The sequence below is a fragment of the Ignavibacteria bacterium genome, assembly GCA_036262055.1.
In the GTDB taxonomy this organism is placed as follows: domain Bacteria; phylum Bacteroidota; class Ignavibacteria; order Tepidaquicellales; family Tepidaquicellaceae; genus DATAJP01.
In genome coordinates, this window is sequence record DATAJP010000001.1 from 25,763 (window position 1) to 43,757 (window position 17,995).

General features: G+C 35.6%; 17 protein-coding genes. 5 read left to right on the forward strand and 12 right to left on the reverse strand.

The genetic code is table 11. The annotated features are described in order from the left end of the window. Window positions 1-11: 11 nt before the first annotated feature. Window positions 12-710, reverse strand: a complete 699-nt coding sequence (locus VHP32_00115; GenBank protein HEX2786282.1) for a YggS family pyridoxal phosphate-dependent enzyme — start codon at window positions 708-710, stop codon at window positions 12-14. Between the two features lie 197 nt (window positions 711-907). Here VHP32_00115 and VHP32_00120 point away from each other — a divergent pair, with 197 nt between their 5' ends. Continuing rightward, a complete protein-coding gene (locus VHP32_00120) occupies window positions 908-1,765 on the forward strand; it encodes a Cof-type HAD-IIB family hydrolase (protein HEX2786283.1) in 858 nt (285 codons plus the stop codon). Window positions 1,766-1,819: 54 nt separating this feature from the next. Beyond that, window positions 1,820-3,436, forward strand: a complete 1,617-nt coding sequence (gene ftcD / locus VHP32_00125; GenBank protein ID HEX2786284.1) for a glutamate formimidoyltransferase — start codon at window positions 1,820-1,822, stop codon at window positions 3,434-3,436. A 1-nt stretch (window position 3,437) separates the two neighbouring features. Here the strand turns inward: ftcD and VHP32_00130 are convergent, their stop codons facing one another. The 5 genes from VHP32_00130 to VHP32_00150 all read right to left on the reverse strand — a co-directional run bounded on the left by VHP32_00130 (window position 3,438) and on the right by VHP32_00150 (window position 8,225). Further along, window positions 3,438-5,915, reverse strand: a complete 2,478-nt coding sequence (locus tag VHP32_00130; GenBank protein ID HEX2786285.1) for an N-6 DNA methylase — start codon at window positions 5,913-5,915, stop codon at window positions 3,438-3,440. Window positions 5,916-6,094: 179 nt separating this feature from the next. Continuing rightward, window positions 6,095-6,727, reverse strand: coding sequence for an RNA-binding domain-containing protein (locus tag VHP32_00135; protein HEX2786286.1), 633 nt, complete (start codon window positions 6,725-6,727; stop codon window positions 6,095-6,097). Window positions 6,728-6,791: 64 nt separating this feature from the next. After that, window positions 6,792-7,235, reverse strand: a complete 444-nt coding sequence (ruvX, locus tag VHP32_00140) for a Holliday junction resolvase RuvX (protein ID HEX2786287.1) — start codon at window positions 7,233-7,235, stop codon at window positions 6,792-6,794. A gap of 5 nt (window positions 7,236-7,240) precedes the next feature. After that, a complete protein-coding gene (locus VHP32_00145; GenBank protein HEX2786288.1) occupies window positions 7,241-7,672 on the reverse strand; it encodes an HU family DNA-binding protein in 432 nt (143 codons plus the stop codon). Further along, on the reverse strand, window positions 7,659-8,225 hold the full coding sequence (locus VHP32_00150) for a CDP-alcohol phosphatidyltransferase family protein (protein ID HEX2786289.1): 567 nt from the start codon (window positions 8,223-8,225) through the stop codon (window positions 7,659-7,661). Before VHP32_00150 ends, VHP32_00145 begins: the two co-directional genes overlap by 14 nt. Before the next feature lie 54 nt (window positions 8,226-8,279). Here VHP32_00150 and VHP32_00155 point away from each other — a divergent pair, with 54 nt between their 5' ends. Further along, a complete protein-coding gene (locus VHP32_00155) occupies window positions 8,280-9,425 on the forward strand; it encodes a cysteine desulfurase family protein (GenBank protein ID HEX2786290.1) in 1,146 nt (381 codons plus the stop codon). 40 nt (window positions 9,426-9,465) lie between these two features. Here the strand turns inward: VHP32_00155 and pssA are convergent, their stop codons facing one another. From pssA to purC, 3 genes are read right to left on the reverse strand one after another with little or no spacing between them, the layout of a single operon-like run. Continuing rightward, a complete protein-coding gene (gene pssA, locus VHP32_00160) occupies window positions 9,466-10,218 on the reverse strand; it encodes a CDP-diacylglycerol--serine O-phosphatidyltransferase (GenBank protein ID HEX2786291.1) in 753 nt (250 codons plus the stop codon). 27 nt (window positions 10,219-10,245) lie between these two features. Beyond that, window positions 10,246-10,911 carry a phosphatidylserine decarboxylase family protein gene (locus tag VHP32_00165; GenBank protein HEX2786292.1) on the reverse strand — a complete coding sequence of 222 codons (666 nt, stop codon included), beginning with the start codon at window positions 10,909-10,911 and terminating at the stop codon, window positions 10,246-10,248. A 23-nt stretch (window positions 10,912-10,934) separates the two neighbouring features. Next, window positions 10,935-11,642, reverse strand: coding sequence for a phosphoribosylaminoimidazolesuccinocarboxamide synthase (gene purC / locus VHP32_00170; GenBank protein ID HEX2786293.1), 708 nt, complete (start codon window positions 11,640-11,642; stop codon window positions 10,935-10,937). A gap of 119 nt (window positions 11,643-11,761) precedes the next feature. On the opposite strand from purC, the gene VHP32_00175 reads away from it, so the two are divergent. Then, window positions 11,762-13,018, forward strand: coding sequence for an amino acid permease (locus VHP32_00175; protein ID HEX2786294.1), 1,257 nt, complete (start codon window positions 11,762-11,764; stop codon window positions 13,016-13,018). A gap of 56 nt (window positions 13,019-13,074) precedes the next feature. Here VHP32_00175 and rpsA read toward each other — a convergent pair whose 3' ends face one another. The 3 genes from rpsA to VHP32_00190 all read right to left on the reverse strand — a co-directional run bounded on the left by rpsA (window position 13,075) and on the right by VHP32_00190 (window position 16,456). Further along, window positions 13,075-15,015, reverse strand: coding sequence for a 30S ribosomal protein S1 (gene rpsA / locus VHP32_00180; GenBank protein HEX2786295.1), 1,941 nt, complete (start codon window positions 15,013-15,015; stop codon window positions 13,075-13,077). Window positions 15,016-15,132: 117 nt separating this feature from the next. After that, window positions 15,133-15,798, reverse strand: a complete 666-nt coding sequence (gene cmk / locus VHP32_00185) for a (d)CMP kinase (protein ID HEX2786296.1) — start codon at window positions 15,796-15,798, stop codon at window positions 15,133-15,135. A 37-nt stretch (window positions 15,799-15,835) separates the two neighbouring features. Beyond that, a complete protein-coding gene (locus VHP32_00190) occupies window positions 15,836-16,456 on the reverse strand; it encodes a hypothetical protein (GenBank protein HEX2786297.1) in 621 nt (206 codons plus the stop codon). A 182-nt stretch (window positions 16,457-16,638) separates the two neighbouring features. Here VHP32_00190 and eno point away from each other — a divergent pair, with 182 nt between their 5' ends. Next, window positions 16,639-17,937: a phosphopyruvate hydratase gene (gene eno / locus VHP32_00195; protein HEX2786298.1), complete on the forward strand. Its 1,299-nt coding sequence runs from the start codon at window positions 16,639-16,641 to the stop codon at window positions 17,935-17,937. Window positions 17,938-17,995 lie beyond the last annotated feature (58 nt).

Below are 17,995 nucleotides of genomic sequence, written 5' to 3' on the forward strand. Positions count from 1 at the left end.
AGTATTTGTTTTTAATTATTATAATTTCTATTTCCGAAAAGATAGCTTCCGACTCTTATCATGTTCGATCCTTCTTCTATTGCTATGTCATAATCCGACGTCATTCCCATTGATAAATATTCAAACTCAGGGTTTGACTGTTTCAAATCATCGAACAAAATCATCATGTCGCGGAAATTTTGTCTGATAATTTCTTTGTCTTCGGTTAGTGTTCCGATTGTCATCAAACCCTTTATTCGTATATTTGCAAGCTGATTAATTTCTTCAACCAGCTTTTTTGTTTCATCTGCATCGACACCCGATTTTGTTGCCTCTTCGCTGATATTAACCTGAACAAGAATATCAATCACTCGGTTAATTTTTTCGGCATGTTTCTGAATTTCACTTGCAAGTTTAACGCTGTCAACAGAATGAATCAGATAAACAAAATCAATTATATACTTTACCTTGTTCGTCTGCAGATGCCCGATTAAATGCCAATTGACATCAAGACCTGAAAGTTCCTCTTTCTTCTTAACCAGCTCCTGAACTTTATTTTCGCCAATGTCTTTCAAGCCGCATTTATAAATCTCCGAAACATATTCCGCAGGAAACGTTTTGGTAACTGCTACGATTGTAATTTCATCAGGATTTCTGCCTGCTTTCAAGCATAAATCGGAAACATTTTTTTTCAAAGAACGATAATTTTCGGCAATAAAAGATAAATCCATTTTATTAAAATTAACCGTATTTTAAGCAACATTCAATTTCAAAAAATAATGTTTTTCAGCTAATTTAATATAAAAAATTGTGTTTTCTATATGCTATATAATCGTTAAATTCTGTAAAATTAGTGTTTAATTGCTTTTGCTGAAATTTGTATGGGGGATACTTACGTATTTCAGGAAAAGCTGACAAGGTAAGATTAATGAAAGAAAAATTATCTCTTGATGAGATAAGGCGCCGCTTTGAAAAAGTTAAGCTTATAGTTTCCGATATTGACGGCACACTCATAAATAACGAGGGTGTAATCGGCGAGGAAACTATTAAGATTATTAAAAAAATCGGCGACAAGGGTGTGAAATTTACGCTTGCAACCCAGAGGGTTCATTCGTCTGTTGTTCCTTTGGCTCAAACACTTAACATTGAAACTGCCCTTATAACTCTTAACGGCTCATATATTGCCGATTTAAAAGGCAGCAATCCTGACAAGACTGTTATTAGCCGTAAAAAAGTTGAAAAGGCATTGAAGCTTGCAGATAAACATTTCTGCAAAATTGCTTTATGTTATAACGACATGATTGTTTACACGGATGAAAATTCAGTCTTAAAAGATTTTATGGCAAGAATCGGCACGAATTACGAATTGATAAGTTCTTATGATAACTATCTCGATAGCGTAATTGAGATTATCATAATGGGAAACGATAAAAGTGTCATAAAAAAAATTCAGTCGAAGATGAATTTCCCATTTAAGATGCATTGCAATGCAAAATATTACAGGTCTCAGTCTCATAGTAAAGTTTATAATCTTGAAATAAGACGTTCAAAAATTTCGAAGAGAACAGGTCTGGAAACAATTGCTAAAAACTTAAAAATAAAGCGTGATGAAGTGGCAGTCTTTGGCGACTGGTACAATGACCGTGAGCTTTTTGATTTCGGCGGCATAAACATTGCTCTGCAAAATGCAGTTGCCGAGTTAAAGGCAAAGGCAGATTACATAACCGAGTTTTCTAATGAAGATGAAGGACTCGCAAAGTTCCTGAATCTTGTCTATAATAAATAAAAATAATTTTAATTTTTATCTCTGTGCCCTCTGTGGCAAATCAAATTTCATTCTATGAGAAAAATTGTCGAGTGCGTTCCTAACATTTCAGAAGGTCGCGACGAATCTATCATAAACGCTTGCGCAGAAGCGGTCAAAAAAGTCCCCGGAGTTACATTGCTTGATGTTGACCCGGGCAAATCAACTAACAGAACTGTATTTACATTCGTCGGAGACCCCGATGCAGTTGTCGAAGGCGCCTTCCAGTTTGCTAAGACTGCTTATGAGTTAATCGACATGTCAAAGCATAGCGGTGAGCATCCACGCATGGGTGCAGTCGATGTTGTGCCGTTTGTTCCCGTTGCAAATGTAACGATGGAAGACTGTGTTGAGTGCGCAAAGAAATTTGCAAAACGTGCAGGCGAAGAGCTTGGCGTTCCGATTTATTTATATGAAGAAGCATCAAACAATCCCGATAGAAAATCACTTCGTCAAATCAGAGCAGGCGAGTATGAAGGCATAAAAGATAAAATCGGTAAAAAAGAATGGAAGCCGGATTTTGGTCCGCAAAAATTTGTCCCGCAGTCAGGAGCAACCGCCGCAGGCGCAAGATTCTTCCTCATTGCATACAACGTTAACATCCTCGGCACAAAAGAACAGGCGCATAAAATTGCGCTCAACATCCGTGAGCAGGGAAGAGGTGAAAAAGAACCGGGAAGACTCAAAGCAGTTAAAGGAATCGGCTGGTATGTCGAAGAATACGGCATGGCACAGGTCTCGATTAATCTCGATAACTACAAAATTACACCGCCGCATATTGCTTATGAAGAATGCGCAGCTGATGCAAAGAAAATGAATCTTGCTGTTTGTGGTAGCGAGCTTGTCGGGCTTATCCCGCTCGAAGCAATGCTCATGGCAGCGGATTATTATATTCAAAAAGAAAATTTATTCATACTCGATGAGAAGCAAAAAATCCGTCTTGTCATCGAGCGTCTCGGTTTATCTTCCATTTCACAGTTCATCCCTGAGAAGCGTATCATCGAATACATGATTCAGGAAGAAGGAACCGAACCTCTTGCATCTATGAGCGTTCGTGATTTCGTTGAGCTTGTCGGCGCAAGAACTTCCGCTCCCGGCGGGGGAAGCGTGTCCGCGCTCATTGCCTCGCTCGGCGCAGGACTCGGCGCAATGGTCGGTTGGATGAGCTATGGAAACAAAAAATTCGAGCATCTCGATGCAACAATGCGAAAGTTAATTCCGCCGCTTCATCAAAAAATGAAGGAGCTTATTTCGATGATTGATGCTGATACAAATGCATTCAATGATTACATGCTCGCAATGAAAATGCCTAAGACAAACGATGCCGAAATAAAACTCCGAGATGAAAAAATGCAGGCAGGTCTGAAAAAAGCTGTTGATGTTCCGCTTAGTGTTATGAAAATTGCAGACTCCTGCTGGGACTCGATGATTGAAATGGCAGCGCACGGAAACATTGCCTCGAAAAGCGACCTCGAAGTCGGCGCTAAATCTCTCGAGACAGGCATCTGGGGAGCGTTTAAAAACGTTCAGATAAATCTCCCGCAAATCAAAGACGAAAAATACAAAAAAGAAATTTTATCACAAGGCGAAGCCATTCTCAAAAACGCAGAACAATCTCTGAAAAAAGTCTGCGAAGTTTTGGATAAGAGGTAAGTTAAATTGATGCTGAATATGGAAGTGACTTCATATAATTTTCCATAAATATCCAATCAGGATTTCCATTTTTATCTACAGGCAATTTAATCATTTCATCTTTAAATCTTTTCAATCTTACTTGTCTTCCAAAACTATACTTAGAGGATAATTGTCTTAAAATTGTTAATAAAAATAAATTTATATATTTATTTTCATAATATTTTGAATAATCTGAATTCTTAAATAATAAAGTATGGACATTATCATCGCTAAAATATTTATAATCATGATAAAAGACATTGCAAAACATATCTATTGTTATTTTATATTCAAATATCCTTTTTGAATCTTTAAATGCATTGTAATCAATGAAATTAGTTATTCCATTATTATAAGCAGATGCTGTTATTAAAGGGGTATTGCCATCTAGCCTTTCTATTTCAACAAGACGTTCACCTTTTTCCATTATAAACAATCCGCTTAATTCATCTTGGATTTTAAAATCAGACCATTTTTTAGTATTAATTCCTAAATTAACTTTGTTTTTATTAGAGCTTTTCTCACTTATATTACTATCTTTTAATATTTCCCATAAAGTAATTTCATCAATATCTTTTTCTAACAGATTAAGCTTAAATTTAGTTGTAAAAATAATATTTTCTTTAATCGTTTTTATAAATGATTTATCAGACAAATTACTGTAATCAGCTTTTGAATGTGCTTGAATTATCCATTCATCATTTACAGTAATTTTAGTTTTTACTAAATCGATGTTATTTTGATATTTTTTTGGATTTATTAATTTTTCAAGAAGGTCTTTTTTAATAGTAATCCATTTTTTTAAAACATCGGTTCTACCCCTATTTTTTGATAATACTAAACCATCATCTATTAGATTATAAAAAATTACTTCTTTGTTGTTGTGAGGCGTGTTTGTCTCAAATACCGCAATTGCCGTATGAGTAGAAGCATTTGGTTGAAAAAGTTCACTAGGCATATTAATAACATATTTCAAAGTGTGTTTTGATAAAATTCTATTTCTATCAATTTCATCTTTTAGATAAGTAGAAAGTGGAGCAATAATTATTCCATATCTACTAACTGTATCTAATAATTTTTCTAAAAACTGGATTTCTTTTTTAGTTGGATTAACTTTATTATCCCTTCCGCCATAAGGGGGATTAATAAATCCAACGCTTGGCTTCATCTTTAATTTTGATAGAATTTGTTTAGCTTTATCTGAAAAAGCATCTATATTAAATATCCTTGATTTACCATCACCTCTAAACAACATATTAGAAATAGCTAAAGAATACATAGTGCCACTTTTCTCAAATCCTATTAATTGATTTTGTTTTAAAGTTTTTATTCGTCTTTTCTTATCAGCCAAATCTGAGTTTTCAATTTCATCAATTAATTTGTTCATACCCGCTATTAAAAAAGCACCTGTTCCGCAACATATATCAATTATAACATCATTAGTTTTTATATCAATTAAATCTGTAAATAATCTTGTGATATGGTTAGGAGTTAAAACAATACCTTTTTTTACATTAGTTACACCAGCATATCTTAAAAATTCTTCATAAAACTTTCCAATTATATCATAATTTGTTTTTTTATTGAAAAGAGGGATAACATTATCTTCTAATTCTTTTAATATTTCATTTAATATTTCCGATGAAATTAAATCATTATCCGTTTTAATAAATGACAATTCATTTATAAGAACTTCAATTTTTTCATTATCAATACCTTCATTTTGTAAAATTTCTTTAATGGTTGTTGGAATATTTGTAATAATTGTTTTTGGATTCCATCCTCCATAACTTTTTTTAAAATCATTTGGGAAATCATCCTTTTCATAAAGACAAATCATTAAAGCACTTAATAAAATTGGTCTTTTTTGCGAATCAAGTGTTCGCAACATTCTATTAATTTCGCTTGAAGATTTAGTAATATTCTTAGATATTTTTTCTAAATCTATATTCTCAAAATATGCAATATAGTCTTCTTCATCTAAAATTTCTTTAACATCTATATCTTTTATTTCATTATCTGCAATAATAAAAGTTGATATTAAATGATTATACTCATCATTGATTCTACCGGAAAAAGCAATTCCAACAATTCGCCAATCTTTAAAATATTTTTTTGTGGTTTCTTTTTTTATATTACTAGCAAGCAAAAATGACAAATAATGTTTTATGCCATCAATAGCATATAATTGTGGATCGGTATTGCCTTTTTTGGAAAAATGATATTTTGTGCTATCTTTATTCTCTATTAAAATTAATAATCTTTTATCTTCATTTATATAAATTAAATCAGGCTCCCCTCGCTTTTCGCTTATTTTTTTACTTGCTATATCTAAACACTCTTGTAGATATTTGTTGTCGGTTTTTCGAAGAATCCATTTCTTCTTATATTTTTTATTGTCTCTTATGTAATTATAAAGATCAATATCTACCTGTGCTTCATTTTTTCTTTCAGCCATTTTAAATAGATTTTTTAGTTATAAGCATAACTAAATTTACGATTTATCGAAGTAATAGTGTCATCCTGTATAAAATATTCTACCAGATTAAGAAATATATCTAAAGATATTAGAATTTTTTAATAAAATTTATATAGTAAGAAATGCATACATATAGCATTTTAGGGGTTGTTAAAAACTCACAACGTAAAATACTCTTCCTTGCCTGTATAGTGATGCCGTATTGTTCCGGCGCGAACGAGATTGACAAGCGTTCTGCTTGCGCGGCGTTCTGAAATATTCACAAGCTTCTTAAATCCTTTCACGGTAATCTTCTCGTTCTCATTTAAAAACTTGAACAACGCTTTTTCGTTTTCACCTATGTTTATCGACAAAGGATTCGTGCTGTTCTGACCTTTGAGAATCCTCAAAGTTTCTTTTGAAGCAAGAATTGATTTATCATTCAGACGGACGTAACTCTTCATGTTGTCTTCGTCATCTGTGATTAAGTAGTGAGGTTTGTTTTGGCTTTCGGGAATGTGAACTACAACAACATCAACGCCTTTTATGAGGACTACTTCGATGTCGTGAAGAACTTCCGGCTCGCAGTAAAACGTTGCGGCGGTTTTTATAAGCTCCATCTGTTCTTTCTCGCTTTCGACACCGACAAGCGCTTTATTATCATCAACTCCGAAAAGCATATAACCGCCTTTCGTGTTTGCAAATGCAATCATTTCCTTTGCAATCTTCTCGGGCGTGGAAAACTTTCGCTTAAACTCGGTCGTGGAATTTTCACCTTCTTCTATTAAATTGTATAACTCGACTAAATACATTTTAAACTCCTTATTTCAGTTCAAAGAACAATACGTAGCAATATCGGGTAAAACTGATTTCTTTTTAATTAATTTTTTTCTCTTTATCCAGATAACCCTGAAGCAAAACCTGTGCGGCTATTGAGTCTACCAAGCCCTTTTCCTGACGCTTGGATTTTTTTAAGCCCATTTCTGTGATATACGACTCAGCCATTGAGCTTGTCAGTCTTTCATCGAACAAAACCACTTCGGTTTTTATTTTGTTCTTTGAAAGAAATTCTTCCAGTTCTTTTTTGAAGCTTTCGACTTTTAGCGTCTGCGGTGTTTTTTCAGAATTTAAGTTTATCGGATAACCCAGTATAATTTTTTCTATACTCTCTTCTTTTATTAATACTAAGATTTTTTGGAAAAGTTTAATGTCATTTAAAACGTGGTCTCTTGGAAATGCTATGTTCTTGTCATAGTCGGAAATTGCAATCCCGATTCGTTTCTCTCCATAGTCAATTGCTAAGTACTTAGAAAAGTTCAACTTAATTAAGTATTTGAAGATTCGGAATCTTGACTTTTTTCGTAGTCTTCTCTGTCTTTTACTGCATCGATGTCTGAACTTTCTTTTAAATAGTTCTTCAGAATCTTACCCGGCTTGAAATGCATTTTTCTTCTGCCCGGAACGTAAACAAATTCTCCTGTTTTGAGATTGCGTGCTTTTGGTTTTGGTTTTGTTTTCTTCACCTCAAATACACCAAAATCACGTATTTCAATACGGATGACCGGGTCAGCAGTCATAATCAGTTCACGTAAAGACTCAAACAGGGAATCAACTATCAGCTTCTTTGTAATTTTTCTGCCGACAAGTTTCTCCTCCATTTTGGTCTCAACATCTTTCCGTGTGAGAGTCCTCACTCTATCCGCCTTTTTCCTGCGTCTTTCGGACGACTCGTTAAAAGGGTTTTCAGTGATTTCCATTTTTTTCTCCTATGGCTTGTTTAAACCTGATAAAATAAAGTATTGAAGAATATATAATTAGTAATAATATAATATAATAAAAATAAGAGATAAATTCATTAATAATAGGAACTTGCAGAAGAGCAAACAAAAGCACCAATCCAATGCCAAAAACAGCGATTTTGCCCGGGATATTGGACATTAATACAATATTATATTTCTCTTTTAAATACAAGCCAAACAGCAAGATAAACAAATCTCTTGTAATAACAGCAATTAAGAACCAAAGCGGAATAAATCCTTTTGCAAAGATTAAAAGAGCAATGACCGTCACGGAAATTTTATCTGCAAGCGGGTCGATGATTTTACCTGTTTCACTGACTTGGTTGAGGTGCCGCGCAATATAACCATCGAGTAAATCAGTGACATACATTAAAACCATCAGAGCTATTATTACATTTTTTTTCGTTTCAAATTCAAATAATATTAAGTATCCCGTCGGGATAAGTAAAATCAATCTGAAGATTGAAAGAAGATTCGGAATGTAAAGAAGCTCTTTTTTATTTATTGCCATCTTTTACTTAATGAATAAATTAATTATTGTAAAAACAAAATTAACCTTAAAAATTTGAGACGTATATATTTAGATAACGCAGCGACCACACCCATTGCACCAGAAGTTCTCGATGCAATGCTTCCGTATATGAGAGAAAATTTTGGAAATGCCTCTTCGATTCATTCATTCGGCAAGCCCGCAAAAGTGCTTGTCGAAGATACGCGTGACCTGATTGCGGATTTTATTGGTTCGAAACCCAAAGAAATCGTTTTCACAAGCGGCGGAACCGAAGCAAACAATTTTGCCATAAAAGGACTTGCGATGAACTTTTTAAACTCGGATAAAAAAAATATTATAACTACAAAAATTGAGCATCTCGCAGTTCTTGATACGGTTAATTATCTAAAAGATAAATTCGGATTTAAGATTTCTTATCTCGATAATGACGAATACGGAAAGATAAATTTAAGTCAGCTTGAAGAGCTAATCAAGGACGATACGTTCTTAGTTTCGGTGATGCACTCGAATAACGAAACAGGTGTGATAAATGATTTAAAAGCGATTTCAAAAATTGCGAAGGCAAAAGATGTTTTTGTTCATTCAGACACAGTGCAGAGTTTTGGAAAAGTAAGGTTTAAAGTAAATGAATTGGGTTTAGATACCGCAACGATTTCATCTCATAAGATTTACGGACCGAAAGGAATCGGGGCTTTATATATGCGGGACAAAATTCCCGTCGAGAAATACCAGCACGGCGGAAGCCAGGAAAGAAACTTGCGCGGCGGAACGGAAAACATTCCTGCAATTGCCGGCTTCAAAAAAGCCGTCGAGCTTGTGATAAAAAACTTTGATGAAGATGCAGAAAAGATGAAAGAGCTGAATGAATATTTAAGAAAAAAATTAACTCAGGAGTTCGGTGATAAAATAATTTTTAATACTCCTGAGCAACATTCATTGCCAAATATTTTAAATATTTCAATCAATCTCAAAAAATCCAAAGTAGACCCTGAGATGCTGTTGATATTGCTTGATTTGGAGGGTATTGCAGTAAGCGGCGGTTCTGCCTGTACGTCTGGAAGTCATAAGCCGTCACATGTTTTGCTAAATCTCGGTCGTGATGAAAAAACCGCATTAGCTTCAATCAGAATTTCATTGGGAAGATATAATACGAAGGGAGATTTGGATTATTTTATACTGGCTTTGAAGGAAGTGATTTAATTAGGTTGAAGTCATTCCCGCGCAGGCGGGAATCCCATTCTTAATGCGCGATTTTCTCTACCGCTTCTTTTTCTCCCTGCGGTTTTTTCTTTTTGGGTTTCAGAAGCATATAAATTCCTCTTATAATCCCGCTGCTTAGGTAAAACAAACAGAAAGCAAACAGACCTTCACCTCTTGTAATTATAATCAGAATAATTGCAATAAAAAGAATTACAAACTTCGCAGGATGTTTTTTGAGGTTTGCTTTATTAATTTTCGGTAGAGTGTCGTATTTAATCCTGCTTATCATTAATATTGGAAGCAGGATGGCAATAATCCATAAAGCGTAACTACTTGTCTGCGCAGTGAATATTTTATTGTGATAAAATAAAATGTATGAGCAAATTGTTACTGCCGCAATGGGAGCCGGCAGTCCCTTGAAATAATCCTTATCAAATCCGACAAGCTGAACGTTAAATCTTGCAAGACGTAAAGAAGAAAAAACCATGAACAAAGACGCTACTATGATGCCGATTGTTTCAAAGTTTTTTAATTGAATTGTATATAATAAAAACGAAGGGGCAACACCGAAAGAAATGACATCACAAAGTGAATCAAGCTCAACACCGAACTTGCTTGATGAGTGCAAAAGGCGTGCAACAATTCCGTCAAATCCGTCAAACAACATTGCATAAATAATGAATAAGCATGCCTGCTCAAATTCGCCGTTCATTGAGTTTATGAGAGACATAAACCCGCAGAAGCCGTTAAGAACGGTAAACAGGGAAGGAACAAAATTTCTTGAAATTAACACTTATTTATAATAATTATTATAATTGTATTATAACTCTGCAATAATTGTTTCACCGGCTACGACTTTATCGCCGACTTTTACATTGATTGAAACCGCATTTTTGAAAATAATATCCGTTCTCGAGCCGAACTTTATCATCCCGAATTTTTCGCCTGCAAAAACTTCATCCCCCTCTTTAATAGTGTATACAATTCTTCGTGCAACAAATCCCGCGATTTGCTTGAATAATACTCTCTTTCCTGATTTTGAAGTTATGCCGATTTCTGTTCTTTCATTCCGCTCGGATGATTTATGGTCGAATGCAACAAGATAATCACCGGGAATATATTTCAGATAATCCACCATTCCGGTTAGCGGAATATAATTTACGTGAACATTAAGAGGTGAAAGGAAGATGCTGATTTGCGTAAGCTTCTCACCGGGAGTAAAATAATCACCTTTGTATTCGACTTCTTCGATTAAAACGACTTTGCCGTCGGCAGGGGAGATAAGGTCTTCTTCTTTTTCATTTCCTGTGAGTTTCCTCAACGGGTCACGGAAAAAATAAAGCGTAAATCCGAAAAGAATAATAGAAAGAACAACTAAAATTATTTTGGCAATAAGGTTAGGAATAAAAAATGCTACCGCATCTAACAAAATTGTGATAACAAACATTCTAAGAACTACATCTTTTCCGTATGGTGTGATTTTCAAATAGTTTCTTTTAATTATTCAAATTATTTCATAACTCTTTCAAGAACTTCCTGATATGTTTCTTTAACATCTCCAAGGTCAAACCTGAACCGGTCCTTGTCCATTTTTTTATTTGTCTCGGCATCCCATAAACGACAAGTATCGGGAGAAATCTCATCCGCAAGAATGATATTGCCGTTTTTTTGTTTTCCGAACTCAAGCTTGAAATCCACAAGCTTCAATCCGCGCTCAATAAAATATTTTTTTAACAATGTATTTATCTTCAAAGTCATCTCGCGGATTTTTTTTATGTTATCGGCTGTTGCAAGCCGCATTTCATAAATATGGTCTTCTGAAAACAACGGGTCACCCAGCTCATCTGACTTATAGTAAAACTCAATAAGAGGTCTTGAAAGTTCTTCTCCCTCGGTTAAGCCGAATTTTTTTACCAAACTGCCTGCAGCAATGTTTCTGCATACAACTTCAACAGGAACAATTTCAACGCTTTTTACAAGCATTGAATTATCCGATACCTTTTCAACAAAATGCGTCTCAATCCCGTTCTGCGCGAGGTAATCAAAAATTTTACAAGTGATGTTATTATTCACCACACCTTTGTTCTCAATTTGGTCTTTTTTGACACCGTTGAAAGCAGTTGCATCATCTTTAAATTCCTGCAAATAAATATCGGGTTTATCCGCAAGCTTATAAATTTTCTTTGCTTTGCCTTCGTATATTAATGTTTTTTCCATATTAATATTAAAGTGTAATATACTTTCATTGTTCTTAAAAATATAGGAAGATTGATATATGATTTTATAGAAATTTATACTTAATAGCTTTAAAAAACTAAAAATATTACTTTGATTAGTTGAAAGTTAATTCTGGAAATAGATCCGAACTGCTCCGGGTTCTTACATTAAAAGATGCTGTCGGCATCGGGCTTGGCGCAATAATTGGTGCGGGAATTTTTGTCGTTACAGGTGTTGCTGCCGGTGTTGCAGGACCTGCGTTTATAATTGGACTTATCATCGCGGGTATAGTTGCGGGATTCAACGGTTTAAGCTCGGCACAGCTTGCAGCCGTTTATCCGCAGTCGGGTGGAACATATGAATATGGGTACCGCATTTTAAATCCTGCTTTTGGTTTTTCTGCAGGGTGGATGTTTTTAATCAGCAAGCTCTCGGCAGCGGGTGTAGTTGCAATCGGCTTCGGAAGTTATTTTTATCAGATCGTTCCGGTTGCTTCTCCATTAACATTATCTGTAATTGCTGTCATTTTTCTTACATTTGCAAATTATTTCGGAATAAAAAAAGCAGGCGCATTAAATCTATTCATAATAAGCATAACTTTGCTTTCTCTTTTATATTTTGTTTTCAGTGGGATACCGCAAATTGATGCAGATAATTTTCAGCCATTCAATCCATTTGGAATTTCCGGAATTGCCGAAGCATCTGCATTATTGTTTTTTGCTTTCACGGGCTATGCGAGGATTGCAACTCTGGCAGAAGAAGTGAAAGAACCGGAAAAAACAATTCCAAGAGCAGTGATAATAACAATTATATCTGCAATTATTTTATATGCGGCTGTTTCTTATGTCGCTATTGGAGTAATTGGAACTGAACAAATGTCAGGAAGCAAATCTCCGTTGCAGGTTGCTGTGAATGTTTTGAACACTCCGGGAATAAAAATAATTATAACGCTTGGAGCATCTACTGCAATGCTTGGAGTATTGCTCAGCCAGATTCTCGGCATCAGCAGAATGATGCTTGCTATGGGAAGACGAAAAGACCTGCCAAAAATATTTGCAAAAGTTCATAATGAATTTAAGGTTCCTCATATTGGAATTATAATTACAGGATTAATTATATTATTCATCACAATTGCTGGTTCATTTGAATTCATTGTTCGCGCAGCTTCATTTTCAATTTTAATTTATTACAGTATCACGAACATTGCAGCATTGAAACAGCCCAAAGCTGAACAAAGATTCGGAAAAATCATTTCTATATTAGGATTGATAGGGTGTTTAGTGATGTCGGTTTCGTTACCTGTGGAAGTTATATTAATTGGTGTGGGCTTATTGCTTGCAGGTTTTATTGTAAGATGGATTTTTCACAAAATTTAGACAAACAAAAAAGGGCTGTTGCCAGCCCTTTTAATTTATTAATCAATTAATTCAGTTTATTGTTTCGGTTCTTCAGGTTTTGTTTCAGATTTGGTTTCAGGAGCAGGTACTGCCGCTGAATTTTCTGCGGTTAAATCAGTTGAAATGTTCGGCTGTGAAAGCTCAGGCATTTCTTCCCCGATTAAGTCTTCAATTCTGAAATCAAGCTGTTCTTCTTTATAGTTTTTTGTCTTTTCAAGTATATCCTGAATTGTAAATTTCTTCTGGATTTTGAATCTGTTTAGATAGCTATCAACTTCTTCCTGGTCTTTGTCTTTTAAGTACTCAAGAACGGATAAAACAACTTTCTTATTGTTTTTATCGAACTCAATGACTTCAGCTTTCAATGCCTGACCCGGTTTGTAAGTATCAGCAAGACTCTTTATAGGTGTTACCGATAATTGAGAAGCAGGAATAAACGCATCAACACCATCAGGAAGCTCAACGATTAAACCTTTTTCAATCGGTTTAATTATTTTGCATTCGGTTTCTGTTCCCATTTTATAATTCGTCTCGAGGTTATCCCATGGATTATCAAGAAGCTGTTTTCTACCAAGTGAAATTCTTTGGTTAGCAACATCAACACCAAGAATTACAACTTCGAGCTCTTCACCCATTTTCACAAATTCTTTTACGTCGAAGATTTTCTTTGTCCATGACATATCGGAAATGTGGATAAGACCATCAACACCCTGCTCAAGCTCAACGAACACGCCGAAGTTTGTTATGTTGCAGACTTTTCCTTTTTGTTTTGTTCCGACAGGATATTTTTCAAGTAAGCTCTGCCATGGATTAGGAGTTAACTGCTTCATGCCGAGAGAAAGCTTTCTGTTCTCGGTGTCAATGTTCAATACCTGAGCATCAACAAGCTGTCCCATTGTAACCATCTGGCTCGGGTTAGTTACGTGTTGTGTCCATGACATTTCACTTACGTGAATAAGTCCTTCGATACCTTTTTCGATTTCGATAAAAGCACCGTAGTCGGTTAATGACACAACTTTGCCTGATACTTTATCACCAACTTTAACTTTTTCGTTGATGTTATCCCATGGATGCGGCTGTAATTGTTTTAAGCCGAGATATACTCTTTGTTTTTCTTTATCAAACTCAAGAACGTGAACTTCAATTTCCTGGTCAAGCTTAACGACATCGCTCGGATGATTGATCCTTCCCCATGAAAGGTCAGTGATATGAATCAATCCGTCAAGACCGCCAAGGTCAACGAACACACCGAAGTCTGTGATTGCTTTAACAACCGCTTTAAGTGTCTGACCCTTTTGAATCGATTTAAGAAGTTCTTCACGCTGTCCCTGCATTGATTCTTCGATGAGGACTTTGTGTGATACGATAATGTTTTCAATTGCGTTATTAATTTTAATAACTTTAAACGGCATTACTCTGCCGACATATTCATCATAATCTCTGACCGGCTTGGTATCAATTTGAGAACCCGGTAAGAATGCAGTAAGACCTGTTATGTCAACAACAAATCCTCCTTTTATTCTTCTTAAGATTTTTCCTTTTACTGTAGCACCGGTCTTATTAGCATCAACAATGGTATCCCACATTTTGATGGACTCGGCTTTCTTTCTTGAAAGAACAAGCTGTCCTTCTTTGTCTTCAATTTTTTCTAAGAAAACTTCTATTTCATTGCCCACAGCAACAACATCGCGGTCTGAGAATTCGTTAATTGAAACTCTTCCGTCTGATTTTGAGCCGATGTCAATTAAAACATCTTCACCGTTTATTGCAACAATCTTGCCTTTAACAAGCTCGTTTTCTTTTATAACGTTGAAGGTTTTTTCATACAGCTTTAACAGACCATCATACTCATCATCTTCATACTCTCCTGTTTTATACTTTTGAGTGACGATGGTATCACGTTTTGTTGAACTAACTTCATTTTGAACTCCATTCGCTGCCGGATTTGTTCTTTCTTTTGTTTCTACTTCTGACATTAATTGTTTATTCCTTTGTCCCTTTGTAAAAAAATCTAAAGACTTTATTACTTCAAAGGGTTTAGTTTGTAAATTCCATCGGCATTATGCCTCCGGCTTGTTTAAAAAAACTCTTATTTAATTATTGGGAACGATTCCCATTATTTTCTTATAAAGACAATCTACCTGTTCTTCAATAATCATGTTGGTAGTGTCAATCTCGATTGCATCTTTTGCTTTCTTCAGAGGACTTTCGACGCGTTTTGTGTCGAGCTCATCGCGCTTTTTAATTTCAAGAATGATTTTTTCAAGCGGAATTTTTTGTCCCAGGTCCATAAAATCCTGCTGTCTCCTTACTGAACGGGTTTTCAAATCACATGCAAAAAAAAACTTAAAGTTTGCATCGGGAAAAACAACCGTTCCGATGTCTCTTCCGTCCATTATAACGCTTTGCTCTTTCGAAAACTGTCTTTGCTTCTCAACGAGATTTTTGCGCACTTCTTTCAGCTTGCTTACTGCGCTGACTTTGTTCGTAACATCAAGCGAACGGATTTTTTCCGTTATGTCTTCATCATTAACAAAGACTTTATCGTCTTTGAATTCTATGTTAGCGTTTGAAGAAAGCTCAGCGATTTTATCGACTTCAGTAAGAGGAATGTTATTTTTAAGAACAAGATATGTTATTGCGCGGTACATTGCGCCGCTGTCTATGTATAATACGTTTAACTTCTGTGCAAGTAGTCTTGCAGTTGTGCTTTTTCCCGTTCCGGCAGGTCCGTCAATCGCAACAATTATTTTATCCATTAAATCTACTCAAATGTTTATTCGTCCGCAAAAAATTTTATCTGAATTCGTAAGTTACCGCAGTAATTTCAGGCATTACAATAGGACCTAAGAAAGTTGAAACCTCAGGTGTAATTTTTAATTGGAGTTTTCCTGCGTTTCCCGTGCTTCCGCCAATACCGAATGCGAGATTAAGAATCCTTTCATATCCTATTGCATTAAAAAACTGTACAAGGTCAACACTAACACCAACTGGGATTATGGTTTCCTGCCCAACACCCGGTATAGTAACCGGCTGCTCTATGGCACCCGCAACAGTTTCTGTTCCGTCAATCAGCAGTCTCCATCGCATCGATGTCATTGTTGCAGTAGCTTGCTTTGTTCCGCCTGTTCCGTCATTAGGATTTTTTGCGAGAACATCCAGTGTAAAGCTTGCAGGCAAACGACCCTGCGCAAAAGCAGTTGCTAAACTGGCAGCCTCAAAAACACTTAAGTAAGACGGAGAGGTAATATGTGAAATCTGAACTCCTGCGAGCTGGAAATTATGAACCTCGCCAAGTTTAAACTTCAATCTTTGAAGGTTTTCAAGAGCATTAAGTGCAGCCGAACATCCAAACCCTGAAAAAGTAAAAACACAAAATACTACCGCTAATAACGACAGATTTTTAATTTTTTGCATAACATTCAATTTTGTGATTTTTAAGGAATTATTCAATGTAATTATGTAAACAATCATTTATTATATAAATTTCATTCAGGAATAGGCATTTTTGGTAAAAGTCTTCCTTTTGCATTGATTTCCCTCTAAGTTTATATTATTTTAGGTGTTTATTCCTCAAAAAATAACTCATTTTCTAATAAATGCCCTCAATAAAATCCGTTCACGCACGTGAAATCCTTGATTCAAGGGGTAACCCTACAATAGAAGTTGATGTAATTTTAGAAAACGGCACGCTCGGTAGAGCTGCAGTTCCATCAGGCGCATCTACAGGTGAGCGCGAAGCTGTCGAATTGCGCGACGGCGATAAAAAACGCTATCTTGGAAAAGGCACACGCAAAGCAGTTGATAACGTCAATAACACAATCGCAAAAAAACTTACCGGCTTCGATTGTTTCCAGCAATATGAGCTTGATGAGCTGATGATAAAGCTTGACGGCACAAAGAATAAATCTAAGCTTGGCGCAAATGCAATTCTCGGAGTTTCAATGGCAGCCGCGCATGCTTCGGCAAATTATCTTAATGTTCCATTATACAGATACCTTGGCGGTGCAGATGCAAGATGTCTGCCTGTCCCGATGATGAACATTATCAATGGCGGAAAGCATGCTGACAATAATGTTGATTTTCAGGAGTTCATGATTGTTCCTGTTAACTTCAAGTCTTTTGCCGAAGCTTTACGCGCAGGAACGGAAGTTTTTCATTCACTGAAAAATGTTCTTCACAAAAAAGGTTTAAACACTGCTGTGGGTGATGAAGGCGGATTTGCTCCGAACTTAAAATCGAATGATGAAGCTGTTGAAGTAATTTTACAGGCAATTGACGGAGCAGGATATAAAGCAGGGAAAGACATTTACATTGCTCTCGATGTTGCGTCTTCTGAAATGTATAAGAAAGACGGAAGTAAAGTTAACTACGAGTTTTATAAATCACACTTGCCTTCAAAAACTTCTGACGGAATGATTAAGATGTATGAATCTATGGTTAATCAATTTCCGATTATCAGCATAGAAGACGGACTTGGCGAAAACGATTGGGACGGATGGAGAAACTTAACTGAAGAGCTTGGCTCAAAAGTTCAGCTGGTTGGTGATGATTTGTTTGTTACAAACCCTGAAATCCTAGCAAAAGGAATCGAAGAGCATATAGGAAATTCAATTCTTGTTAAGGTAAATCAAATCGGAACACTTTCCGAAACTTTAAGCGCTATTGGACTTGCAAAGACAAGCAAATATACCTGCGTAATCAGCCACAGAAGCGGAGAAACAGAGGATACGACTATTTCCGACCTTGCAGTCGCAACAAATGCAGGACAGATAAAAACAGGTTCGCTTTCAAGAACTGACCGTGTTGCAAAGTACAACCAGCTTTTAAGAATTGAAGAACAGCTTGGTTCTGCTGCATTTTATCCGGGCATAAAAGCGTTTTACAACATAAAATAAAATTTTAAACAACCCCCTTTGTCCCCCTTTATTAAGGGGGATTAAATTTTCATTACAT